We start from the raw sequence: 25,702 nt of genomic DNA, 5'->3' as shown, positions 1-25,702 counted from the left end.
ACGCTAAAAACCTATTTCTAATTCTTTGGCAAATATAAGACCTATATTTGGGTATTTAGGTCTTTATTTATTGTTCAAACTCTTGTTTTAATATTTTGAAGACCTCATCAATGGTCTCCTCCTCAAGTTCAGTCCTTCTCAAAAGGTCATCTTTGGTTAAAGAAAGTACACTTTTGGCTGTGTCCAAACCAGTTTTTTTCAATTCGTCAATGATCCATCCATCGATTTCATCTACGAATTCGTCTAATACTACATCCTCTTCATCTTCGATATCGTTCAGTTCTCTGAACACATCGATCTCATACCCCACCAATCTACTTGCAAGTCTGATGTTGAAACCACCTTTACCAATAGCCATGGATACTTGGTCTGGTTTCAAAAACACAGAAAGTCTCTTACGGTCGTGATCAGCACTGATAGAGGTTACTTTAGCTGGACTAAGTGCTCTTGATACGTAAAGCTCTAAGTTGTCCGTATAATTGATAACGTCAATATTCTCATTCTGTAGCTCACGCACTACTGCATGAATTCTACTTCCTTTCATCCCTACACAAGCACCTACTGGATCTATTCTGTCGTCATAGGACTCTACTGCGACCTTAGCCCTTTCTCCAGGCTCTCTCACAATTTTCTTGATGGTAATCAAACCATCGTAAACCTCTGGCACTTCATTTTCGAATAACCTCTCCAAGAAAATTGGAGATGTACGAGAAAGGATGATTCTTGGGTTACCATTTACCATTTCCACTTTGTGGACGATAGACCTCACGGTATCTCCTTTTCTGAATCGATCCTTGGGTATTTGCTCTCCTTTGGGAAGGATCAGCTCATTACCTTCGCCATCCATCAAAAGTACTTCTCTACCCAATATTTGGTACACTTCAGCTGCAATAATCTCACCTACAAGCTCTTCGTATTGATTGAAAAGTAGGTCTTTTTCTAGATCTTTGATTTTTTGGATCAAAGTCTGTCTAGCCATCATCACTGCTCTTCTACCGAATTCGATCAATTCGATCTTTTCATAGACCTCTTCACCAACTTCAAAGTCAGGTTCGATCTTACGAGCATCTGTCAAGCTGATTTTGTCAAAATCCCAAATATCCTCTGAGTTGTCGTCTACAATCTCTCTGATTCTTAGAATTTCGAGATCACCTTTGTCTGCATTGATCGTTACGTCAAAGTTTTCATCGGTCTCATATTTCTTGCGAATCATCGCTCTAAACACATCTTCCAGAATACGGATCATGGTAGGACGATCCACATTTTTTGATCTTGCAAATTCTGCAAATGACTCTATAAGAACTTTAGCATCCATTTTTTTTACTTAAAAGAGACTAGTACAATTGATTTCTTGATTTCTTCTAAAGAAATTTCCACTTCCTCTGTAGTGACTTTCTTTCCTTTTTCTTTCTTTTTGACGCTCAATTTGATCGTCGTGGGTTCTACTCCAAGAAGCTCTCCTTCGGCTTCTCTTCCATCTGTAAAGGTAACTTTCAAGTTCCTTCCAATATTTTTTTGGTATTGTCTACGTGAGCTAAGGGGATAATCTACACCAGGAGAGGACACCTCTAGCACATAAGCTGCATCGAGCAACTCCTTAGCCTCAATTTCTTCTCCCACTTGCCTGCTGACAAAAGCACAAGTATCAATCTGTATACCTTGATCAGCATCCAGTAAAATCTTGACTTGAGGTTTTCCTTTTCCTTCAATCACTTGAACATCTACGATGAAATGCTTTTCATCAGGCAGATGCTTTTCGACAATCTCCTCTATGGTTTGTTTTATGCTCATATTTTAGTGCTTACCATAATGAAAGAGGGGACTGTCGTCCCCTCCATATATTCGGCTAATACGTCACAAAGTTAATAAAAAAAATCCCATAAAAAAAAGAGTATTAAATTAGTAGGGTTTTGATGGCATTTTTTTTTGCTTATCAGCAAGGATTCATTCATTTTGAAAATACTGACAATCATTTAAAGAATCAGTTTTGCATAACCGAGCATTTAAGTTGATTCTGATAGACTTTGACACTCAAAAAACCCTCACTCATCCCAACTAATAGGCATACTGCAACAATGTTTTAAAAAAAATCAAGTTAATGATAAGAAATTGCAATTAAGATAATAATTTTGCTGTCCCACGTTTCATGTTATGCACCGATAGTGCTAACTTTAAACAAATTCTCAATTAAAATTCAATCAATCAAATAATGGGATTATTCGATTTTTTTTCCAGTGACATTGCTATAGATTTAGGTACCGCAAATACGCTAATCATACATAAAGATAAGATCGTCGTAGACGAGCCGTCTATAATTGCTATAGATAGAACTACCAATCGGGTATTGGCAGTGGGCAAGGATGCTATGAACATGCACGAAAAAACGCATGAAAACATCAAAACAATCAGACCACTGAAAGACGGGGTGATTGCGGACTTCTATGCCGCAGAGCAAATGATTAGAGGATTGATCAAAATGATCCCTGGTCATAAGAAAGGCATGTTTCCTCAATCTCACCGAATGGTCATCTGTATTCCTTCGGGCATCACCGAAGTAGAGAAAAGAGCTGTAAGAGATTCTGCGGAGCACGCAGGAGCTAAAGAGGTCTATATGGTGTATGAGCCCATTGCTGCTGCAATAGGAATAGGGATCGATATAGAGAAGCCAATGGGATCAATGATCGTAGATATCGGAGGTGGTACTACTGAAATCGCTCTGATTGCGCTATCAGGTATAGTAGCCGACCAATCGATAAGAGTGGCCGGTGATACCTTCACCAAAGACATCCTTGACTATATGAGAAGACAACATAACCTTCTTATAGGTGAAAGGTCTGCAGAAAAGGTCAAAATAGCCATTGGATCAGCACTTACAGAACTAGATGATGCTCCAGAAGATTATGAAATCAGAGGGAGAGATTTGATGACAGGCATACCAAAGGTCATCAAAGTATCCTACTCTGAAATTGCATTTGCTCTTGATAAATCAGTTTCTAAAATTGAAGAAGCCGTACTCAAAGCACTAGAGATTGCTCCACCAGAATTGTCTGCTGATATCTATGACAATGGTATTCATCTCACGGGCGGTGGTGCATTGCTCAAAGGACTTGACAAAAGATTACATCAAAAAACCAAGCTCCCAATTCATATTGCAGAAGACCCACTAAGGGCTGTAGTAAGAGGAACAGGAACCGCCTTGAAAAATATTTCCAATTTCAGAACCGTTTTGATGACTTAATGACTGAATGCAGCGCATTTTATTATTCTTATACAGTTTAAGGGCATTTCTATTATTTGTTTTATTGGAGGCAGTTGCCATTTGGTTAATTGTCTCCTTCAATTCACAGCAAGGGTCTGCATTTTTCAATAGCTCCAACAAGTTTAGTGGCAAGGTCTTGACTGCTCAAAAAAATGTGTCCGAGTATTTTTCCTTGGCCGATGTGAATGCACGATTGCTAGATACCAATGCAGAGCTACTTACTGAGCTTGAAATCTTAAGAAAACCTGCAGATAGCGCATATGTCTTTGTAGATAGTGTACTGGCTGCAAACTTTGAATTCAAAGGCGCAAAAGTAATAAACAACTCTATAAGGCTAAGTCAAAATCACTTGACTATCAACAAAGGGTCCAAACATGGTATAAAGCCTGGAATGGGCGTCTTCAATGGTGAAGGAGTGGTCGGAAGGGTCAAAGGTGTATCTACCAATTTTGCGACAGTGATTTCACTTTTGCATACAGAACTACTGATATCCTCAAAAGTAGATTCTTCTGAGGTTTTTGGTTCTATCAAGTGGGATGGTGTGAGTCCTCGCTATGCTAAAATGCTTTACGTTCCTAGACATGTGAAAGTAGCAGAAGGAGACAATATTGTGACCTCTGGGTACAACGCTATTTTTCCTGAAGGAATCAAAGTGGGCGTGATATCTGAGGTAAAACAAGGCTCAGACACCAACTACCTTGACATTATAGTAGAATTAGCAACTGACTTCACTAAAATATCTTATGTGTATCTCGTAGAAAATACCGTAGAGGCAGAATTAGATTCATTATACAAAAGTTCCGGGATCAGCAATGAATAGTAGTAGGGTTTTAGTATTGACAATAAGTTTTATTTTATTTTCATTGGTACAAATCATTGTTCTGAAGAACCTTGTGTTGTTTGGCATGGCCTTTTGTTTTCTACATGTTTTGTTTTTGCTTTTACTGCCTATAGAAACCAAAACCATCCCGAGTCTCTTCATTGGGTTCGTACTTGGATTATTTGTAGATTTATTTTATGATACTGTAGGTATACATACTGCTTCGATGCTAGTCATTGCATATTTGAGAAGTCCTTGGATCAAAGTACTTACTCCTACTGGCGGCTATGATGACAACATGCGACCTACGATTCTAAATGTTGGTATTGGCTGGTTTTCGACGTACAGTTTGCCTTTGTTTTTGATTTACAATTTAGTTTTCTTTTTTATCGAAAATTTAGGCACTGAATTATTCCTCCCTGTCGTTCAAAAGATCATAGCGAGTACTATTTTTGTATTCGTATTGAGTATAATTGTTCAACTGTTGTTTTACAGGCGAAGAAGGGGGATATAATGAACGAAAAAAGGCCCATTGTACTGATCATTGTTGTAGCATTGATTGGTGTCATTTTATTGACCAAATTATTTTTGATCCAAGTAGCAGATGACAGCTTTCTCAAAAGAGCTGAAAGAAACGCTGTGCAAAGACTTGTAGACCACCCTTACAGAGGATTGATATATGATCGTACTGGAAAAATTTTGGTGTACAACAATCCATTGTTTGACCTAATGATCATACCAAAGGAATTTTCTGTAAAAGATACCACCAGATTTTGTGAGATATTCAATATCACCAAGGAGCACCTTATCGAAAGCTACACAGCGGCTAGAAAATACTCTTCAGTGAAACCTTCTCCACTGATCAAGCAAATTTCTACAACTGAATTTGCAAAAATCCAAGACTTCTTGATTGATTACCCGGGGCTTTTTGTAACGACAAGATCAGTAAGGTCATACCCGCAGCCAGTAGCTGCGAATGCACTTGGCTATATCGGTGAGATCAGCGGTAGACAGCTGGAAAGAGATACAGCAAAATATTACAGGCAGGGAGATTTTGTTGGCTTGGCAGGACTTGAAGGCTTCTATGAGAAGGAGCTTCGAGGAGTCAAAGGAGTCAAGTACAAAATGGTAAATGTACGAGGTGTAGACAAAGGATCTTTTAAAAACGGGGATTATGATACGACCTCCGTCGCAGGAATCAACCTTACTTCTACTATTGATTTGGAACTTCAGAGGTATGGTGAAATGCTCATGGCTGGCAAAGTAGGGTCTGTAGTAGCTATCGAGCCAAAAACAGGTGAGATTTTAGCCATGATTTCGGCACCTACTTATGATCCAAATTTACTTACCGGCTCTAAGTTTGGTACAAATTACCTTGCTTTGAACAGAGATGACAAGCTTCCATTGTACAATAGACCCATCATGGCTACATACCCTCCCGGGTCAATCTTTAAGATAGTACAATCTCTAATTGGTCTTCAAATGGGTATTTTAACACCCAATACCACATACGCCTGTAACAGATCTCTAGTGGCTTGTCACAACCATCCTAGTCCAGTGAATCTATTTGGAGCAATAAGAAACTCATGCAACCCTTATTACCATCAGGCATATCGAGCCATGATCAATAGAGAGGTGTCATCTAATACCTTCAAAGACACGAAAATAGGTCTGGATGAATGGAGAGAGAAAGTATTGGCATTTGGTCTCGGGGGTAGCTTAGGACTAGATATGTACAATGAAAAATCGGGAAGTATCCCATCATCAAGCTACTATGATAGGGTCTATGGTGAGGGTAGGTGGAAATACTCTACCATTTACTCCCTATCTATTGGTCAAGGAGAAATGATGGTCACTCCTATACAAATGGCAAATCTGGCCGCTATATTTGCAAATAAGGGTTATTATTATCCTCCTCATTTGATCAAAGCCATCGATGGAGACCCCAACAAGATCAAATCAGAATTTCGCACACGCAAGGATGTGGGTGTGGATGCACATCACTTTGACTTGATCCAAGATGCAATGGCCGAAGCGATATATGGTACCGCTGCTAGAGCAGCGATACCCGACATTAAAATTGCTGGTAAAACAGGTACTGCACAAAATCCTCATGGAGAAGATCACTCTGTATTTGTAGCATTTGCGCCAAAAGATGACCCAAAAATAGCAATTGCAGTATATGTGGAAAATGCTGGATGGGGAGGAAGAGCTGCCGCAAGCACAGCTAGCTTGATGATAGAGAAATATATTAGGGGTGAGATCACTAGACCTGCATTGGAAGAGTATGTTTTAGCAGGAAAATTCATGTAGATTGAGACAGGACGATTTATATATCAACAAAATTGATTGGCTTACCATTTTCATCTATGCAGCACTTGTCTGCATAGGGTGGTTCAATATATATGCTGCCGTATATGACGAGCAAGCAGCAAAGAGTATTTTTGATTTTTCTATCAATTCGGGTAAACAGTTGGTTTGGATAGGTACAGCTGTAGTGCTGATTACCCTGATCATGGTAGCGGACTATAGACTATTCGAAAACCTCTCCTTGATTCTCTATGGTATTTTCTTATTTCTAATTCTGATCACTCCCTACGTAGGTAAAGAAGTAAATGGTCAAATCCTTTCCATAGGTTTTGGCAATTTCAGAATACAGCCTGCGGAATTTGCCAAATTTGCTACCGCACTTACCTTGGCCAAATACATGGAAAGACCAAGTGTGGATTTGAGCCAACCGAAATATCAAATGCAGGTATTACTCATCATCATGATTCCTGTGATCCTGATTTGTCTTCAACCCGACTACGGAAGTGCAATGATCTATTCGGCATTTTTCATCATGTTGTATAGAGAGGGAATGCCCCAAAAATATTATGCATTGGCTCTTACAATGATCGCCATTTCTTTGCTTGCTTTAGGAATTGAAAACAACCTCTATTTGGTAGGAGGAATTGTTTTAGTGATAGTCCTTATCATCTTTTTAGGGAAAAAGAACATTGGAAGGATTATCAGCCTTTGCTTGATTGGTCTGTTTGCCATTGCTTATAGCTACAGCTTAGATTATGTAGTTTCTAAACTTCCTCAACATCATCAGAACCGAATCATGGTTCTTTTCAATCCTGACTTAGATCCTCTCGGAGTTGGTTGGAATGTAACTCAATCCAAAATAGCCATTGGCTCTGGAGGATTTTTAGGAAAGGGCTACTTGGAAGGTACACAAACGAAATTTGACTTTGTTCCGGAGCAGCATACAGATTTTATCTTTTGTACCCTAGGTGAAGAGTTTGGCTGGGTTGGTAGCATGGTAGTCATATTTCTATTCTGTGCATTGCTCATAAGGCTAATCATGCTTGCAGAAAGACAAAAAAATCGATTCTCAAGAGTATATGGATATTGTGTGGTATCTATTCTTATGTTTCACTTCACCATCAATATTGCAATGACCATTGGATTATTTCCAGTGATTGGAATTCCACTCCCCTTCTTTAGTTATGGAGGCTCTTCCTTATGGTCATTTACCATCCTTTTGTTCATCTTCATCAAGCTGGACTCTCATAGAATTCAGCTTTTGGGAAGGATGAATTAGTCATGAATGACTGGTTTTTTAGTTAATCATTTCATCTTGACCTTTGGCTATCAGATCATATCAGACCTCTAGCTTTCAATTCCAAGTATTTATTGATCGTGTTGATACTTAATTCGGCCGGTTTTGTCAATATAGTTTGAATACCATGTCGATTGAGCTCTTTAGCCATCAGCCGTTTATCGTACATAAATTTCCCCGCTACAGTCTGCTTGTACACTTCTGAAATCTTGTCTGGCACTTGCTCAGTTAGGCTCTCTAAAAGTGTGTTTTCGAACATAACCACCACGAGCAAATGCTGTCTTGCAATTGCCTTGAGGTAGGGCAATTGCCTCTGAAGAGCGGTCTGATGTTCGAAATTTGTGAAAATCAGAAGCATACTTCTTTGACTTACTTTTCTCTTCAGCCAGTTATAAAGCAAGCCAAAATCTGTATCTAGAAAATCAGTATCCAAGCCATACAACATCTCCAAAATCCCTAAAAGGTGAGATTTTCGACTACTTGCTTGCATAGACTTTTGCATGCGATGCGAAAACGTAATTACACCAGCTTTATCTCCCTTTTTGATAGCCACATTGGAGAATGCCAGGCAACTATTGATCGCATAGTCTAGTAGACTGAGCCCATTGAACGGCATTTGCATGACCCTACCCATATCTAAAATGGAATATATAGGTTGGGACTTTTCATCTTGGAACTGATTGACCATCAAGTCAGCTGATTTGGCTGTTGCTTTCCAATTGATAGATCTGATATCATCTCCGGGGATGTAATTTTTGATCTGCTCGAACTCCATCGTGTGACCGATTCTCCTGATCTTTTTAAAGCCATAATCAAACCTTCGGATATTAGTCGCCAGAAAATCAAATTGCTGCATTTGGATAAATGAGGGGTAAACCTTGACCATTTGTCCCTTTTGAAAACTAAACCTCCTCTTCACCAGACCAATTCTACTTAATACAAATACATGAAGATCACCAAAAATATACTCACCTCGCTCCAATGGGGTCAGTGAATAAAAGACCTCTTTCTTTTCTTTGCCTTCCAACTGATCAAAAATCTCAAAATCTCGCATCTGAAACTGGGCAGGTACCTCATCTATTAAGGTGACTTTCACAGCAAACCTATACCTATTTTCCAGCGAAATCAACACTTGATTGGCGTCTGAATTTGAAAACCTCTCTGGAAGTACCCTATTGGCAACCAGCCCATTGCCTTGTCTAAATAGAAAAACAGTATCTAAAAGGAAGAAAAAACCTAGTGTATAAAGCAAAATCACGCCAAGTGTAAACAATGCCGTAAACCAATAAGACGCCAGAAAAGTCAAGCAAATAGCCACCAATGCAGCATAAAGCCTTTTCCCTAAAAAAAACTGTATAAAAAATCGCTTTATCATCACCTTGGGATTTCTACAGATTGGATGATTCCTTCTATCACCGTATCAGTCGTCAATCCTTCCATCTCTCGATCGGGATTTAGGATGATCCTATGGCGGAGTGCTGGTACAATTACCCGCTTTACATCCTCTGGCGTGACAAAATCCCTACCATTGACCGCAGCCATCGCTTTGGAAGCATGCATCACCGCCAAACTTGCTCGAGGTGAGGCACCAAGATACAGGCTAGGATGATTCCTCGTCTTCACAACTACTTGAGAGATGTACCTTAGAATCTTTTCTTCTACGCTTACGGATGAGGAAATCGCCTGAAAAGAAACCACATCAGCGGGGCTTAATATGCCAACTACCTGCTCCAGTGCTTCTTCAGATTTTCTCAGATGCTGGCGCTGAAGAATATCAAACTCCTCCTCAAGATTAGGATAATCCAACTTAATCTTGAATAAGAATCGATCTAATTGTGCCTCTGGAAGGTTGTATGTACCTTCTTGCTCGACAGGATTCTGAGTAGCCAAAACCATAAATGGTGCAGCCATCTCATATCGCTTCCCATCTATGGTAACTTGACGCTCTTCCATCACCTCAAACAGTGCCGATTGGGTCTTTGCAGGAGCTCTATTGATCTCATCTATCAGTATCATATTTGAGAATATGGGTCCTCTCTTAAACTCAAATACCCCTTGCTGCATATTCAAAATCGAAGTACCTAGTACATCACTTGGCATCAAATCAGGTGTAAATTGTATCCTACTGAAATCGACTTTAATAGTCTTCGCAAAAAGCTTGGCAGAAATCGTCTTGGCAATACCTGGCACTCCTTCGATCAATATGTGACCTTTTGACAAGAGTCCAATCACGAGCAAGTCAATCATCTCTTCTTGCCCCACGATTACTTTGCTGATTTCGGCTTTGATCCGAGCTACCGATTCACAAAGCTCCTGCAGTGGCAACCTACTTTCAAACTCCATCCCACCTGTGGGCATAGTATTATTTTCTTCCATGATTGTAACTTTTAAATTCGTGGATTTTCTTATTCAATTGCAAAACCTGGCTTTCATTATGAGAAGTTTGCTTCAACAACTGATTGATCATATCAAACAATTCCTCTGTTTCTCCAGTTGGACATCCAGAACGAGATGATAGCTTTGTGACTGTCTCCTCATCCATCACTTGAATATCTACTCGATACTGATTACGACAGTACTCATTGAACAGCAAGATTTGTTGGTTTATATTCTCTGAATAGGCTTTCTTTTCCAAATACATTCCTGAAATTGTCTCTGCAAAAGCCACCGTTTGGTTTTCCAGAGGCACTATTACAGGGATGACTCTCTGTTTCCTTCTTCCTTCGAACACTACCCATAAGCCCACTGCAACTAAAAAAACGTAGTATGCCATTTTCAGGTATACATTGGAGAGAAAAAGGTAAAGCGGAGAATCGTATACTCTCCTACCTATTTTATTATAATTATCATAATACAGATTCCCTTTTCGAGGAAAGTAAGCCAATATTCCCTCTGTGTATCTCTTTCTGTCTTTATCCAAAAGGAAGTAATTCGAAAATGCTAAAGGAAAAGTATGCAATAAAAACTTTCCCTCCCCAAAATCTACCTGAATAAAATTAGGTTGAGATTCATTATTTGACGCTTTATACTTGTTTTTCCCCAACACCTTGATATCTAATGAATCGCTAAAGGTGAAATATTCTAAGCTAGAAGAATGGTTGAAAAGGATTTCATCCTGATTTAGAAGGGTTTTATTTTCCAGACTTAAAATAGCCTCACCTCTTAGATCATTCGCTGCGAATATCAAATGCCGCTTTACACCAAGTGTATCTAAGAGCTCCCGTCTAATGGCCCTTGCAGAAATGAAAGCTGTATTCCCTTGGCTTACCCAATTCAAAAGCCTCTCTTGTGTCTCTTGGTCAACAGAAAAATTAAGGTTAAAAACCAAAAGTGCTCCATCGTCAGGATTTCTTCTCAACCACTCATAAGTAGATAGGTCGATTTCCTCTACTGGACGATCAGGGTCAATACTCGTAAATAAATCATGAAATACACGACCACCATAAGGTGAACTGTCTGATTTATCATAGCTCTCTAGCCAGCTCGTACCCTGTCTGCTCTGGGTCTGTAAGAACAAAAGGAACAGAATCAGAGACACAAGTACACCTATGAGTATTTTAAACTTTTTTTGCCTCATAGCTCCTTTTTTAACTCTCCAAAGACAGCATTCACACGATCAAAGCCTTCTTTATCTACATCAAACCCACCATACCAAATATAATCGTAGATTCTAGTCAAAGCTGCAAAGCTGGCCTTAAGACTCCCACTTGGCAGCTCTTTCATGTAATCATGGTTGGTTTTTTGTATTCCCCAATCGATCAGAGACTTGTCCATCATGGATTTCAAAACAGATAAATAAGAGTATCGCACAGCCATCCTATAGTCTCCATCCGCTATGGCCGATGCAATCAAGCTATTGATATCTTCTTGTGCCAATACATCCAAATTCTCACTTTGTGCTACAGCAAAGCCTTCATTTTTTCTATCAGAACCCTCATCATCATATTTCATCACGGCCCAAACCAGTATGATCAAAAGAATAAAAACAGCCAAGTAAGGCAAAGATTGCATTAAAAACTGTGCGACTTTCCCAAACTCCCTATCACCAATCAACCAATAAAAAAACCTGTCTACTAATTGAAAAAACTTCTTTTGCAGTCTGTCAATCCAAGACTCTTCTCGTGACTCTTCAATATACAAAAAATCCGGGTCAGCACTATAGCGGTCGATGTAGGCATCTCCAAAGTCTACTGGCGCTATAGTCGTTTCAGAACCAGTAGAGGATGTTGATTCCTCTTGCATTGCATAAATGCCGCAAGAAATCATCAATAGCAAAAAAGTAAAGAAGTATTTATACATATTAAGCATCTAGCTCATCTATTTTCTGTCTAAGTCCAGTTCTATTTTTCTCTTCATCCAAATCAAAATAGATAAACCCTAGCGCTATCAGCAAAACTACGGAAAGCAAATTGCTACCAGCTGAAGCTATAGCATTCAAGAGTAGAGCAATGAAATCCTGTGACCCTATACCTGGTGTCAAGTCCCCAGACTGTGATATAGACACCATAGATTTGACCATGGTATATACCAGAGAAGGAACAGAAAATGCAAAAGACATAATTCCAATCACAACAACAGTCACTATCAATGTCCCAAAAGTCACCCACCAGTAATCTTTTATCAATCGAAAACTTTCACCTACTGAACTGAAAATACTCATCTCTTTAAATAAAACTATCGGGAAAAACATGGCTATGGGCACCAAGAAATAAATACCTGGAATAACAAAGAATATCAATCCAAAAACCAGCATCAGGTATGCCAATAAGGATAATCCTATCATGTTTCCATAGTTGCTTTTAGCTTCGTCCAAAATATAGTTATGATCAAGCTCTATCCCTTTGCAAGTTTCATATTCCTTGATGTAGCTGAACACCGTAGAAGAAGAGGTAGCAAAAAATAGCAGAGAGGTAATCCCCATAGCACCAATTCCAATAATAAAATCAATACTAGCCAACCTAGAAAGATCGGAAACGACATATTGATAATATACTGAAGCCAACACCACCAAAATATAGGGGATCAAAGACGTCTTGATCAAGACTGCTATCAAAGGCTTGTAGTTTTGACGTGCAAAAGAAAAAGTATCTGAAAGGATTTCACCTAGTTCTCTACGCTTCTTGAATTGAATGTATCCGTTTATCATGAGTTTGATTTTTGTGCAGCTTGATAGGTAATATAACGTAATAGTAAATGATCAAAAACAGCGAAGATGTGATGATCGCTATGTTAAAGATATCGGGAAAATCTGTAATTCTCGTGATAAAACCTTCCAAAAATCCAGCGATGATAAAGAAAGGTATGGTGCTGATGAGAATCTTCAATCCTGCTTTTGCACCTCTCTGGAAAGAAACCAGTCGGCTGTAAGTACCTGGAAATAAAATACTGTTGCCTAGGACAATCCCAGCGCAACCAGCTATGATAATCACCGAAATCTCAATCGTCCCATGAATCCAGATTGTCCTAGCAGACTCCCAAAACAGACCCTGATCATAAAAAAAGTATTGAAATGAACCTAGCATGATAGCATTTCTCATCAATACGAACAATGTCCCAACACTCAGCAACACACCTAGAGAGAAAGCCGTCAATGCTACCCTGATATTGTTCACAGTGATCCCTAGAAACATGTCAACTTTGTTCATATCTTTATATACCGCCATAGGATCTCCTTTGGAAATATTCTCCAAGGTCATATTGACATAACTATCCCCTAGAATGCTCCTTACAAACGCTCCATCTGTAGCAGCTGAATAGACTCCGACCAGCGTGAATAGCATAAAAGTCCCAAAGGCTACGGCCAGCTGAGGCAAATATTGATAGAACATGGCAGGAAATTCTTCCAAATAAAATTTCCTAAACCTACCTTGGGATTCTTTCTTAGTTTTGTAGATCTTTTGGTGGGCTTTGGAAGCAAGCTGATTCAAATAGATATGCGTGTTGCTGTCGGCATAAAATGTCTGCGCATAGCTAAGATCATCTGTCACTTCAATGTACAAATCTCCAAGTTCAGAAGGAGTATATTGGACATTGTTGTTAAGAACGTTTTCAAACTTGGTCCATTTATCTTTATTTCGTTTTATAAAAGTTGCTTCACGCATTTATAACTTCAATTTTACCAAAGAAAACAATAAATGAAAGAATTTCAAATCAAGACTGCCCAAAATATTAGTATAAGTCAAAATGCTGCTAATGTAGGCACCCGAATTGGGGCGTACCTGATTGATAGTTTGATTATTTTCTTTTATATCATTTTTGCGATCTTTGCCATAGCGGGAAGTGTCAGGAGCATGGATTATTTGTGGTCACTTTACACTTTACTATCACTTCCAGTATTACTGTATCACCTACTTTTTGAAATTTTCATGAATGGACAGTCTCCAGGTAAAATGGCACTGAAAATCCGAGTGGTTAAGTTGGATGGGTCGAAACCAACGATGAGCAATTATTTCATCCGATGGCTGACAAGATTGATCGATATTACTTTCACATCTGGAGGATTGGCGATATTATGGATACTTATCTCTGGCAAAGGACAGAGAATTGGTGATTTGGCTGCTGGTACTACGGTGATTTCGGAACAATCCCCGATAGGTCTTAGGCATACTTTACTTCAAGAAGTAGCTGAGGATTATGTGCCAAAATACCCCCAAGTAATGTCTCTTACAGATAGACAGATACAAAACATCAAGCAAATCAAATTCGAAGCATTGAGAAGTGGAGACTTTGACCTTATCGACAAGCTTGCTAAAAAAACAGCCTCAATGATGCAAGTAGAACCCGAGGAGAAAAACATGAGCTTTCTGGAAAGAGTCATCACTGATTACAATTACTATACGCAAAAGGGGTAACTCATTTAAACGAGCTCAGAAAACTTAAGACAGTCTCAAGAAATTGTTTTGGCTTTTCATAATGAATATTATGCCCTGTGTTTTCGAAAATTGTATGATTCACTAATTTAGGGTGAAGGTTTTTCAGCTCTGCATTCGCTTGCTCAAAAGGGAATAAATTTTAAAATCAATAGTAGGATTAAATCTGCAGGATTTTAAAAACAGGGGGAAGTACCAAGAGAATTCCCCAAAGAAGCAAGTGATTAATAGTATTCTTTTTTGATCAGCCATTATAATCAGTTTATTTGAAAGTTATTTTTTTACAACTTCGTATATTACGTATTGAATAAAATCCTCTTCCACTTCTGAATCTACTATTTGAAACAAAAGTCGATTCCCCGGTAAGGCTGTCATTAATTTATTATTTACTGGAAGTTCAATATCTTCACTCACTTGTTTAGTGCCATCAAACACTATAAGTCTATGATAGTTTGGGTCTTGAAAATGATGGTAAGTGGGGTTTTCAGCAATCTTTTTCTCATAGATGCCGAAGGGAATTTCTCTTATGTAATCCAAAACTATTTTTCCTCCATCCAGAAGAAAAATTTTATGGTTTCTTGAGCTTAAGTTGATCCTTCCTTTATAGGAGGGTAAACTTGATAATGAAATACGCTCACTATTGAGCAATTTAAATTCACCATGTTGAATTTTCAATCTAAGCTCCAATTTGTGGGAATTTAAATCATATATTATGATTTCATCATCTAATGAAGTAGTCAAAAAAAGTTTATTATTTGATTTATCTATTTTATATATCGGAAAATAAATTGAGCCAATAGATTTATCAAGTCGTTCAAATTTATTTCTTTCGGAAACTGAGGCTAATTCAAACAACTTTCCTCTTTTAAGATCAAGAAATTCAATCAAATGACTTGTGATAAAATCCCTACCATCTAAATATCTACTGGTACCACTAGGAATAGTAGAAAAAATGAAACTTGAAGAAGTATTTTGAGAATAATAATATTCAAAATATTCCATCCTTCCGTATATTTGAACATTAGTCCCCGGCTGGTACTTTGTTCTAGCTTTAATATCTAGCTTTTGATCAAACAATACAATTTCAGTGGGGGACTGTACCCAAATTTCCCCTTCCTTCGAAAATGCCATACTGTTACTTGCAGTTGCTATCTGATTAGGGCCTTCTCCAACCAGCACTTTTTGAACAATTATTTTGCCCTCGTGATTAACAAGGCATACTTTAAGACCATCAGGAGTTCTTAGATATCCTAAATAGAGTCGAGTTTTGGGATAGTAGTCAAGGATTTCAATAGGGTATAGAGAATTGATTATAAATTCTTCTGTTTTTTCTAACTTATATTGGGAATGTGCATAGAAAGGAAAGGTGATAAAGAAAATATTTAGAACGACACTAGAAAGTAACCTTTTTGATATTAAAAACATAGTTTATCGGAGTATTTTATACAATTTAAAAAAATAATATTGATTTATAATTTCATTATGCTAAAAAACCAACTTTTTTCTAAAATATCACTAGCTAAAAAACCATTCCTTTTCTCACTCCTCTCTAACAAAAAATCCCAACCTAACCACACTTTAGAATAGCATGATTAGGTTGGGGTTGATGACTTTTGATTTTCAGAATTAATTCTTATAAAGCTGATTGAATAGCAACTTGAACGTGCCGTGAGATTGAGCTCTGTAGGTGATCTCTGGGGTGTAGACGATCAGGGTCCCCTTCCCTACTGGTGCAGAGAAACCCGTGATTCCATCCTCCAAATAAGCCTCTCCCCATGCCCAGCCACTCTTCAGCGGTGCTGCGGTATCAAACCAACTCAATATTTCTAATCCTTGGAGCTTGGCTTCTGGCTTAAACTTGAACACTGGGTTATTGTTGAATAGCACATCTGCATAATCTGACAAGCCATACGTCGCGGCCAGATTGGTATTGATTTTTGTTTTCAATACGCTACCAGGCACATAGTACTGCTCACCTGCAAGCGATTTTTCAGACCCATCCCTTTGGATTTCTACCAGTGCATTCTTCACAGGCAACTCTAAATGATGCGCCAAAACCGCTGCCGAACCTACCGTTACAATTTTACCCCCATTCTCAAGGAATTTTTTCAATTGTGGGATTGACTTGTCTTTCGAAACAGCACCTACCATGTGCTTGTATTCATTGGGAACATCTGCCTCATCTATACCTCTAAAACCTCCACCGGAGCTTTCAAAAGATGGGATCCCACCACTGATAAAGAGAATTGCATCATACTTGGAATTTAGATTCCCTTGATCGATTTCTTTGGCAAAGATGAGTTGAAAATCAAAGTTGTACTGCTCCAAAATCCACCTCACCCAACCACTTGGCATGGAACCTCCATAGTTATCATAAAGGGCTATTTTGGAAGGTTTGATATAAGCCAATGATTGCGGTACACTAGAAGCGGCTACGATAGGTAAGCCATACTGCTGACCAAAAGAAGAAAGCACACTTTGACCATCTGAAGGAATATAAAAAGAACCCGCAGGCATCCCTGCCGAAGCCTCTGTAAGTCGAGCGACTTTCACACCTTTTTTCAATAGCTCATTGACTATCGAAAATGCATCATTGTGTACACTGCTAATCAAGTATCCTGACTTGGAAGCTTTGATTGTACTTTCTGGCAACTTTTCCAATACCCCATACGCTAATGTCTCGAATGGACCATCAAAACCTTCTAGGATTCTATCAAACTTGACATCCATCTGATAGGCCAACGTCCATCCTGCTGCATCATAAGGTCTGATCGGAGGACCTCCCGGATATTGAAAATCATTGGGATAATCTTGTGGCTCAAACATATCAATGATATGTGGCCTGAAAGCTTGGTCTGTTTTGACTACATAAGAATCTTTGGGGTAAGTTTTCCCTCCTACGCTGAAAGATGATTTTGCTTTTTCAATTCTAATCCCCGTTTTGATCAAGGCATTTACATACTTGACAGCTGTAGCGAAATCCTTTTGATCTGAAGGAATGATAAAGCCTCTCGGATCTCTTTTTTCAGGTGCTTGATAAATGCTATCATAAAATACCGAAGGAATACCCCATCTCATATTTGAACTCCTTTGTCCTTCTTTTTGTGTACTTTCATAGGCAGTTTTGATGGCCTCCACTTTTTTAGGGAATGGCGTCCAATAGTCTTTGCTTCCCCTGTCTATGGAAGCTTTACCCATTACGTATATGTTATAAAGTAAATGGTCTCTATTTCGTGCAGCGTAATCCAATACAGCATAATTCATAGAAACTGAATAGTCAATGGATTGCTGGAATCTCCAGTCTTCTTGAGGAGTGACAGGAAAAGGCGTATTAGAATCGGGTATAAGTCTATCAGGAACCAATGGAATTGCTTCGGGATTTGGACCACCGATGATTTCAGTCAATATTCCTATCATATTGTGATAATGGGTGGTAGTTCGAAGTCCACCATTGTACCAAGTGGAGAAAGAAGATCCATCCATTCTGGTAAAACCAGGCTTATTTTCTGCATTCAGTCTGTTGTACATGGCAGCACCTACAGCGTCGATACCTGTCACCATCATTGGATCAAACACATAGTTGAAAGGATCTCTGTACGGAGGACCTGCCAAAACTGAACCAGCTGGCCCTCTTTGGTGATGGTTATACATCACTTGAGGAATCCATTCTACAAATAGCTGATAACCCAGATTTGCGGATTCTTTCATATTTTGAATGTAAAAATCCCTGTTATTGTCATGTCCAATGTACTTTTGATACAGTACTGGAAGACCAGAAAGGCTTCTTTCCTCAGGAACAGATTTTCTCATATACCAATCACCGATTTTTTCATGCCCATCTGGATTGGCATGTACGAATAGCGTGATCACATTATCTAAAATTCTTTGGTTCTCTTTATCTTCACGAGTAAGAATCTGATAAAGTGTCTCTGTAAGCTGGTGAATACCTACGGTCTCTGTAGAGTGCAATCCACCATCTATCCATACGACTGCTCTTCCCTCTTCTGCTAGGTCTCTGGCTTCTTGCTCGGTCAATTCTTCGGCACGAGCCATTTTCACAGAGATTTCTTTGAATCTATCAAGTTGTTTGTGATTTTCAGGTGAAGTGACGATGATCATCCACTGCTCCCTACCCTCTTCGGTTTTTCCAATGGAGACCAATTTTGCTTTATCCGACAGTTCTGTCAATTTCTTGAAATATGCCTCTGTCTGGGTGTAGTTAGAAATATGATAATCATCCCCCATTCCAAAGCCAAAATGTTCCTTGGGCGTGGGGATAGTCTGGGCGCTCAGTCCATGAAGTCCCGTGATTAAGACACCAAGGAGTAGCAATACCCCTTGGTTGAATGTTGATTTCAGTTTGTTTTGCATCATTTAAGGTATGTTTTTGAATCTTACGCCTACTCTGCAATCACAAAGCTCACCTCTAGACTCATCGCAAGAGTTGTCATTGTATTGCACTATCCTCGTTCCATCCTCCATGATAACAATAAATTTGAAGAGAAAATAATCATTTACAGCAACGGTCGATAAGTTGGTGCTAGTTAACGCTGCAAGCTCTGAAGGGGTGAAGCTAAAAGACTTCGGGAACTCAGTGACTCTTTCTACCAATCTATCATTGGCTCTAATTACACTAGGTAGTGGAAACTGTCTTTCGGTAGGGTGAACTTGAGCCAATGAAAGTACGATAGGATATACTGGAGGCACGCCTTCTCTTCTATTGAACCCCACATACACCTCTATGGCTTCTACCCCTGCTCTGCCTTGTGCATCATAATAGTCCAAAGTCCACTTGAATGTCTGTGCAGTCGCATAGTCTGGTCTTGCCAAATTAAAGAAAGACACTTTAGCAGAAGCGAAAGTCGGAAGTGCAGAACTTTCCACATCCAAAGTGACTTTTGGAGTGGGAGCATATTTGAAATTTTCCCACTCATAATCTACGGTCTTGCATGCTGATACAAAGCCTATTAACAAGCAAAATATTATTATTCTTTTCATAGGTAATTATCTCTTGATTACTATTTGATTTATTATCTCCTCCAAAATACTGGGGTGATTTGCTGGTTTCTCTGTAATTGCTCTCTGATTTCTACCACAGTCTCATTAGATGTGAGCTCAGTCTCAGAAAAGAAAAATCGCTCAGGAAAATCATCTAAAGGAGAGATCAATTCGACTAAAGCTGGCAAACCAGTTCGTCTATAATCGTTGTATGACTCGATACCATTACCATACATAGCTATCCACTTTTGCATCATCACCAATTCAAGTCGCTGCTCAGAAGTGGCAGCTTGATACTGAGCTAAAAGCCTAGTATTGAAGGCATTGATCGTACTCGAACTGATTGGAAAAGCGGGAGATAAAGCGCTGATAGCTTGCATATTTGCAGCTACTGCTTGAGTAAGTAATGCTCCAGCATCTTCCCCAGTATTCAGTGTAAGTGCTGCTTCTGCCCTATAGAATTTCATCATCACATTGGTTAGCAGTGGCTGTATACCTGCTCCAGTACCATCACCATTTGCAAACAAAACCAGCCTGAAGGAGTTGGCTGTAGAGCCTGTCGTAGCTCCAATGTTATTGAGTAAGCCGTCATTATTTGGAAGTGAAGGAATCATTCCATTATCATACACTCCTCCACAAGGATAGATACCTACTATTGCTCTAGTCTGTTGATCAGCTGGGGAAGCAGCCCCGTCACCTGGATACCTACCATAATATCCCTCACCTACTTGGGAATTTGCTAGACCAGCTCTTTCATTCAATCGGAAAATATAATATCTCAGCCGTGGATCATCTTGTTCTCTGAGTCTATCATGGACAACCATACTTACATATCCATCTCTTGAAGGAGAGTAAGCTGTGGTATACCAAGGATGTCTCGTCTCAGGTGCTGGACTTGATCCAAACAAAAATGTAAAATCTTCAGAATTGCTGTTGATCATGTTGTTTTCAGCAAGCAATGCATTGATCCCTTGAGCTGAAGCAGATGGATTTACTTTTCTTGTTTGAATGTACAGTTTGAATTTTAGAGAGTTGGCAAACTTGATCCACTTGTCTCTAGAACCTTGATAAAACAAATCAGCAGATGGAACTACGGCAAAAGACCTATTTAAGTCAGCCTTTGCTTCATCGATCAATGCAAACAAAGAATTGTATATCTCTTCACCAGAATCGAATTTAGGGTTTGCAACTTTGGCAGCCTCTGTATAGGGAAGATCTCCCCATACATCCACCATAGTACTATAAAGAAACGCTTTCTGAAGCTTGGCAATACCTACATAGCCCCAAGCACCTTCCTCTGTTCCTGTAGCGATCATTTGTTCCAAATCAGGAATTGCTTGGGTATAATATCCCAGCCAAGTACTTTGGAATGTTGTACCTGTCTGATCCCATCTATTCAAAGATCCCGCAGCTCTATGTTGGATCACATTTGAGGCACCCCTGTTGATAGTATTGAAATTTCCCACTATCGAAAGTTGAGTCGCTGGGAGCAATAGTGCCAATTGTGGATCTGTAGGGTTATTAGGATCAGCATTGATATCTATAAAAGATTCGCAGCTAAAGAGACCCAAACCAAAACAGGCCAAAAGTATTAGAATATGTATTTTTGAATTTCTCATGACTTTATTCGATTAGAAAGTAAACCTTAAGTTGACACCATATCTCTTTGTAGGAGGTACACCTAGCTGATCATAACCCAAGTTATTAGCTCCTGCAGTACTTACCTCTGGATCGTAGTTCATAGCTGCTGGAGTGTTTGGGGCTTTATACCAAAGATTTCTTCCACTGAGTGAGAAAAAGACAGAACCAAAAGGTGTTTTGCTCAACATCTGTCTTGGCAATTGATACCCCAAAGAAATCTCTCTCAACCTGAATACGGTGGCATCAAAAATTGCAGCTTCATTGATGTATCCAGCTGAAGGACCGCTAGGACCAAATCCACTCCCAAAGAAATAATCATTGTAATTTAATGCTGTATTGTTTGGAATTTTATTTCCATTTTCATCTAGGAGCGGGGTACGTGTATTTACATCACCCATCACACCAGTACCTATTCTGAAAGAATCTCTGTCTTCAGTATCCCTAAGCACACCTCTAGCATAAGTCTCTCCTATGGTAGTAGATAAGATATCCCCTCCTTGTTTCCAATCAAACAAAACGTCTAAGGTGACACCTCTAAAAGAGAAGGTATTGCTCAATCCAGCAAAAAAATCTGGGTTGGGATCTCCTATTGGCCCGTTGGTAGCAGCGGTAATTGGCTTTGCAGTAAGTGGATTGACAAGGATATTCCCTTCATCATCTCTTGCATATCGAGAACCGAATATCATCCCATAAGGATAGCCTTCTATATGGACATTTCCTCCATAAGTCAGCTGTGCAAAATCTCCTAAGTCTTCTACCCTGTTTCTATTACGAGTAAAATTAGCACTAATCGACCAGTTCAATCCGCGATCTGACATTAATGGATTGGCGGTCAAGCCTATTTCTATACCCTTGTTTGATGTCTCTCCTAGGTTGATAATTCTAGTCAAGAAACCCGAAGAAGGAGCGGAGTTGACCACAAATATCTGAGAGGTACTCATTTTATTGTAATAGGTCAAATCCAAAGAAAATAAATTTTGCAAAAAGCTTAGCTGAGTACCGATTTCAAATTCAGTAATAAACTCAGGCTTGAGTTGGTTATTGCTAAAGCTATTGGATAAAGTTTGAGTACTAACACCAGAGCCATTGGCATTGGTAAACGGTGACCCAATCCCACCAAAAGAAGCATTGGCATTGAAAACATTGATGGTCTGATAAGGAGAAGCTTCATTACCTACTTTGGTATATCCAGCTCTGATTGTACCATTATTCAGTATTCTTGAGTTCAACTTCAAAGCCTCAGTAAATACCAAAGAACCATTGACACCTCCATACAAATAGCTTCTGTTATCAGCAGGGAGGGTAGACGACACATCATTTCTTCCTACAAAATTCAAGGACGCATAGCTTTTGTAATCAAATGTCAAATCCCCAAAGAAAGCATAAAAACGCTGCTTAACTAAGGCTTGATTGTTTGGTATTCCTCCCAAGGTAATGGTGGTAGTATTTCTAATGTCATTAAGCCCTGCGACGATAATTCCATCACCTGAAAATGCTGACCTTCGTGTCATTCTTTGGTTGATATTATTTCCAAGAATCAACCTGGCGCTAATGTCTTCCGTAAGCTTAGTATTGATAGTAGCCAAGAGCACATTATCCAATTCCTCACGATAAATGTTATCAGTATTGATCGTACCATTAGCATATACACTTGAACCCTTACCAAGGACGCTGACACGATCATCCACGAAGCTATTGAAACCAAAAGTATTCTGAACAGTCAGCCAAGGCGTGATATCCTTTCCAATGACAAAGCTACCAAAAGTTCTATCCACATTACTTGTCGCTGGGCTATGCTTTACAGACCAATATGGATTGTCCAACGCTCTGTAGTATACATTCTCTCCAGTCACAGGATTCTCAAAAGGATAATTGGTCAAATCGTAACTGGTAGGCATAAAAAGGAGGTTTCCCATAACAGATCCCGACCCGCCTATAGGTGGACTCGTCTGATTTGTCTTGACATAATTCAACGTACCTCTGACAAAAAAGCCATTATCAAGCTTGGCACTACCACCGAGGTTAAAGGAAGTTCTGGTGATGCTGTTGCCTGGAACTACACCATCATTGCTCGTACGAGTGAAACCTGCTGTTAGGCTACTTTTCTCATTCCCTCCATTGATCATGATCGAGTTTTCGAACAAGTTGCCATTTCTGAAGAAATTGTCAATATTTTCTTTGATATATGATCTGTAAGGCACTTGGACAGGAGTCACGCCATCAGCTTCATAAAACTCTGGAAATTGAGAAGAAGGATTGGAGCTCAATGCTAGAGGATGAGGAATAGTAGGTCTACTTGAAAAAGGTGAGCCATAAGAACCATATACACCAGCTCTATAATCTCCATTGGTACCTTGACCATACAAAGTTTGGAATTCAGGAACACCCGATACTTGCTCATTTGAATAAGAAGTATTGTAAGTGATTTCCATTCCTTTTCTACCCTTTTTGGAGCCAGTCTTTGTGGTAATGATGATAGCACCATTTGCAGCTCTAGAACCATAAAGTGCTGATGCAGCCGCACCTTTGAGGACCGTTAAATTCTCTATATTGTTAGGATCTATGTCAAAGGCTCTGCTTGAAGTCGATTGACTACTTTGCGTTTGTCTCGTACCTCCTGATTCGAATGTAGAATTATCGAATGGAACACCATCCACGACAAATAATGGCTGGTTATTATTTCCCAAAGATGAGTTACCCCTTATCGTAATGTTGGTAGCACCACCTGCTACTCCACCACCACCTTGGATATTGACCCCTGCGATCTTACCTGTAAGCGCTCTCACAGGATCTGGCTCATTCCTTTGACTTAGCTTCTCGCTATCCAAAGTAGAAACAGAATAGCCAAGGGTATTGGTATTTCTCTCAATACCAGCGGCAGTCACAATAACCTCAGACAACTGCACGCTATCTGAAAGCTTGACAGTGATTTGACTTTGATTGGCAACATTGATTTCTACTTTTTCAAAACCAATATAAGACACCACGATGATAGTTTCAGTCGGATTGAGATCCAAAACAAAAACCCCATCCAAATCAGTCACAGCACCCTTCCCCGTTCCTTTTACTAGAACATTGGCACCCGGAATAGGCTCTCCTTTATCATCGACAACTTTCCCTGTGACACTTCGCTGCTGCCCATAGCCTATATGACTCAATAGCAACATGATCATTAACAATGACAGCTTCAAAATGCGCCGTGCATGGTCTAATGAATAAAATTTCGTAAATCTTTCCTGCATAGGATTTTAATTTGTTTGGTAATTTGACATAATTATTCCATCCCAATAAAATTGAGTATATGGCTAGGTTAATAATAGTTACTCTGGGATATAGATTATATTAGAAAATATTACATATTGCGCATTAAAAATTACGTAATAAAATTCTTTTGAAAATTTAAGTAAAAAGATTTTCTACACAAATTAAAAATGACTTTTTTTTAAAAACAGATTATATAAACGGTTGATTTCATATGTAATTATGTAAAATTGTCAATATTCGGTTCATTTTTAAGCTTAAAAACTAGATTTTTATGTAATTTATTTATTTATAAGTTAATTTTTGAATTTCATAATAAACATTATTAACATGAGCAAAATAAAAGAGAATGGCATTTTTACTTAGGAGAAAGTGGCATTTTTTGCTATTTTACAGATTCTATTACAAATGACATGTTTAAAAAAATAGCATTAGCACTGGCATTTTCCCCAAGAATGGAAGCTCTTATCTGTGAATCAAAACGTCTCAAAGACCTGTTTGGAGCTGAATTGATATTGATTCATGTGGGAGAAAAAACCGAGTCATTAGAGCAAAATCTTTTGATAATTCTTGAAAAACATCAAGTCAACTTACAAAAAGTGAAGATGATTTGGGAAGATGGGAAACCCGCCAAAAAAATCATTCAAATCTGTAACCAAGAAGGAGTAGATCTTTTGGTCTCTGGAGCATTGAAAACTGAGGGGTTTTTCAATTACTATATCGGGTCTATAGCAAGAAAAATCATTAGAAAATCTAAATGCTCAGTGCTTACTCTTGTAGAACCTATGCTTGACCCGACTCCATTTGATAAAGTAGTGATCAATGGAACCCAGCAAGATCAAACACCCCATGTAATAGAAAGAGGTATAAACTGGTGCAAGCTGGATCAAGCAAAGCAAGTATATGTCGTAAATGAAATCAAAATGTACGGAATACAAATGGCTACTGCCGGCGAAGGAGGCGAACAAGAAATCTCTAACACAAGAAGAAAACTTGTAGGTGAAGAAGTAGCCTATGTGGAAAACATACTCAAAGACATAGACAAAGGTAACTTAAGAGTAAACGTGAAAATAACCTGTGGAAAATGGGCTGTAGAATTGGCTCGATTTTCTAATGATTTTGGTGCTGACCTACTGATAGTAGGCGATGAAGGTAATTTGGGCTTTTTAGACAGACTTTTCCCCCATGACTTAGAAGACATCTTGAGTGATCTTCCTTGTAACTTACTGATCATCAAAAAATAGGAG

Annotated in this window: 21 protein-coding genes; 7 read left to right on the top strand and 14 right to left on the bottom strand. The window is 39.0% G+C overall.

Translation table 11 applies throughout. The features are described from left to right. Positions 1-67: 67 nt before the first annotated feature. Positions 68-1,315 (bottom strand): transcription termination factor NusA, encoded by a 1,248-nt coding sequence (gene nusA / locus MM214_RS10675; RefSeq protein ID WP_241295237.1) that lies wholly within the window; start codon positions 1,313-1,315, stop codon positions 68-70. A 5-nt stretch (positions 1,316-1,320) separates the two neighbouring features. Continuing rightward, entirely contained in the window at positions 1,321-1,791 is a 471-nt protein-coding gene (locus tag MM214_RS10670; protein WP_241295234.1) for a ribosome maturation factor RimP, read from the bottom strand. A 418-nt stretch (positions 1,792-2,209) separates the two neighbouring features. Between MM214_RS10670 and MM214_RS10665 the strand changes: the two genes are divergently transcribed. From MM214_RS10665 to rodA, 5 genes are read left to right on the top strand one after another with little or no spacing between them, the layout of a single operon-like run. Then, positions 2,210-3,238: a rod shape-determining protein gene (locus MM214_RS10665; protein ID WP_241295231.1), complete on the top strand. Its 1,029-nt coding sequence runs from the start codon at positions 2,210-2,212 to the stop codon at positions 3,236-3,238. A gap of 7 nt (positions 3,239-3,245) precedes the next feature. Beyond that, positions 3,246-4,079 carry a rod shape-determining protein MreC gene (gene mreC / locus MM214_RS10660; protein WP_241295228.1) on the top strand — a complete coding sequence of 278 codons (834 nt, stop codon included), beginning with the start codon at positions 3,246-3,248 and terminating at the stop codon, positions 4,077-4,079. After that, positions 4,072-4,593 (top strand): rod shape-determining protein MreD, encoded by a 522-nt coding sequence (locus MM214_RS10655; RefSeq protein ID WP_241295225.1) that lies wholly within the window; start codon positions 4,072-4,074, stop codon positions 4,591-4,593. The genes mreC and MM214_RS10655 overlap by 8 nt, the downstream gene beginning before the upstream one ends. Further along, a complete protein-coding gene (gene mrdA / locus MM214_RS10650; protein WP_241295222.1) occupies positions 4,593-6,392 on the top strand; it encodes a penicillin-binding protein 2 in 1,800 nt (599 codons plus the stop codon). The genes MM214_RS10655 and mrdA overlap by 1 nt, the downstream gene beginning before the upstream one ends. A 1-nt stretch (position 6,393) precedes the next feature. Beyond that, entirely contained in the window at positions 6,394-7,668 is a 1,275-nt protein-coding gene (gene rodA / locus MM214_RS10645) for a rod shape-determining protein RodA (protein WP_241295219.1), read from the top strand. 55 nt (positions 7,669-7,723) lie between these two features. Here the strand turns inward: rodA and MM214_RS10640 are convergent, their stop codons facing one another. From MM214_RS10640 to MM214_RS10615, 6 genes are read right to left on the bottom strand one after another with little or no spacing between them, the layout of a single operon-like run. Further along, on the bottom strand, positions 7,724-9,061 hold the full coding sequence (locus tag MM214_RS10640; protein WP_241295216.1) for a DUF58 domain-containing protein: 1,338 nt from the start codon (positions 9,059-9,061) through the stop codon (positions 7,724-7,726). After that, on the bottom strand, positions 9,061-10,062 hold the full coding sequence (locus MM214_RS10635) for an AAA family ATPase (RefSeq protein ID WP_241295213.1): 1,002 nt from the start codon (positions 10,060-10,062) through the stop codon (positions 9,061-9,063). Before MM214_RS10635 ends, MM214_RS10640 begins: the two co-directional genes overlap by 1 nt. Next, positions 10,049-11,263, bottom strand: a complete 1,215-nt coding sequence (locus MM214_RS10630) for a DUF4350 domain-containing protein (protein WP_241295210.1) — start codon at positions 11,261-11,263, stop codon at positions 10,049-10,051. Before MM214_RS10630 ends, MM214_RS10635 begins: the two co-directional genes overlap by 14 nt. Then, complete coding sequence (locus MM214_RS10625) at positions 11,260-11,985, bottom strand: DUF4129 domain-containing protein (protein ID WP_241295207.1); 726 nt, start codon at positions 11,983-11,985, stop codon at positions 11,260-11,262. Before MM214_RS10625 ends, MM214_RS10630 begins: the two co-directional genes overlap by 4 nt. Position 11,986: 1 nt before the next feature. Then, a complete protein-coding gene (locus MM214_RS10620; protein ID WP_241295204.1) occupies positions 11,987-12,832 on the bottom strand; it encodes a hypothetical protein in 846 nt (281 codons plus the stop codon). After that, positions 12,798-13,787 (bottom strand): stage II sporulation protein M, encoded by a 990-nt coding sequence (locus MM214_RS10615; RefSeq protein WP_241295202.1) that lies wholly within the window; start codon positions 13,785-13,787, stop codon positions 12,798-12,800. Before MM214_RS10615 ends, MM214_RS10620 begins: the two co-directional genes overlap by 35 nt. 33 nt (positions 13,788-13,820) lie before the next feature. Here MM214_RS10615 and MM214_RS10610 point away from each other — a divergent pair, with 33 nt between their 5' ends. After that, on the top strand, positions 13,821-14,537 hold the full coding sequence (locus tag MM214_RS10610; protein ID WP_241295199.1) for an RDD family protein: 717 nt from the start codon (positions 13,821-13,823) through the stop codon (positions 14,535-14,537). Positions 14,538-14,660: 123 nt separating this feature from the next. Here the strand turns inward: MM214_RS10610 and MM214_RS19145 are convergent, their stop codons facing one another. The 6 genes from MM214_RS19145 to MM214_RS10585 form a co-directional block, all read right to left on the bottom strand. Beyond that, positions 14,661-14,807, bottom strand: coding sequence for a DUF6625 family protein (locus tag MM214_RS19145; protein ID WP_353959780.1), 147 nt, complete (start codon positions 14,805-14,807; stop codon positions 14,661-14,663). A 21-nt stretch (positions 14,808-14,828) separates the two neighbouring features. After that, positions 14,829-15,980: a hypothetical protein gene (locus MM214_RS10605; RefSeq protein WP_241295196.1), complete on the bottom strand. Its 1,152-nt coding sequence runs from the start codon at positions 15,978-15,980 to the stop codon at positions 14,829-14,831. 201 nt (positions 15,981-16,181) lie between these two features. After that, complete coding sequence (locus tag MM214_RS10600) at positions 16,182-18,926, bottom strand: M14 family metallopeptidase (protein WP_241295549.1); 2,745 nt, start codon at positions 18,924-18,926, stop codon at positions 16,182-16,184. Positions 18,927-18,929: 3 nt separating this feature from the next. After that, positions 18,930-19,553 (bottom strand): hypothetical protein, encoded by a 624-nt coding sequence (locus MM214_RS10595; protein WP_241295193.1) that lies wholly within the window; start codon positions 19,551-19,553, stop codon positions 18,930-18,932. A gap of 32 nt (positions 19,554-19,585) precedes the next feature. Continuing rightward, positions 19,586-21,172, bottom strand: coding sequence for a SusD/RagB family nutrient-binding outer membrane lipoprotein (locus tag MM214_RS10590; RefSeq protein ID WP_241295190.1), 1,587 nt, complete (start codon positions 21,170-21,172; stop codon positions 19,586-19,588). 12 nt (positions 21,173-21,184) lie between these two features. Continuing rightward, a complete protein-coding gene (locus MM214_RS10585; RefSeq protein ID WP_241295186.1) occupies positions 21,185-24,367 on the bottom strand; it encodes a SusC/RagA family TonB-linked outer membrane protein in 3,183 nt (1,060 codons plus the stop codon). Positions 24,368-24,868: 501 nt separating this feature from the next. Here MM214_RS10585 and MM214_RS10580 point away from each other — a divergent pair. After that, on the top strand, positions 24,869-25,699 hold the full coding sequence (locus tag MM214_RS10580) for a universal stress protein (RefSeq protein ID WP_241295182.1): 831 nt from the start codon (positions 24,869-24,871) through the stop codon (positions 25,697-25,699). The last annotated feature ends 3 nt before the right edge of the window (positions 25,700-25,702 follow it).

This window comes from Belliella kenyensis, assembly GCF_022549675.1.
Classification (GTDB): domain Bacteria; phylum Bacteroidota; class Bacteroidia; order Cytophagales; family Cyclobacteriaceae; genus Belliella; species Belliella kenyensis.
Note: the sequence above shows the minus strand (reverse complement) of the source record. Positions and strands in the feature narration are given on the sequence as shown.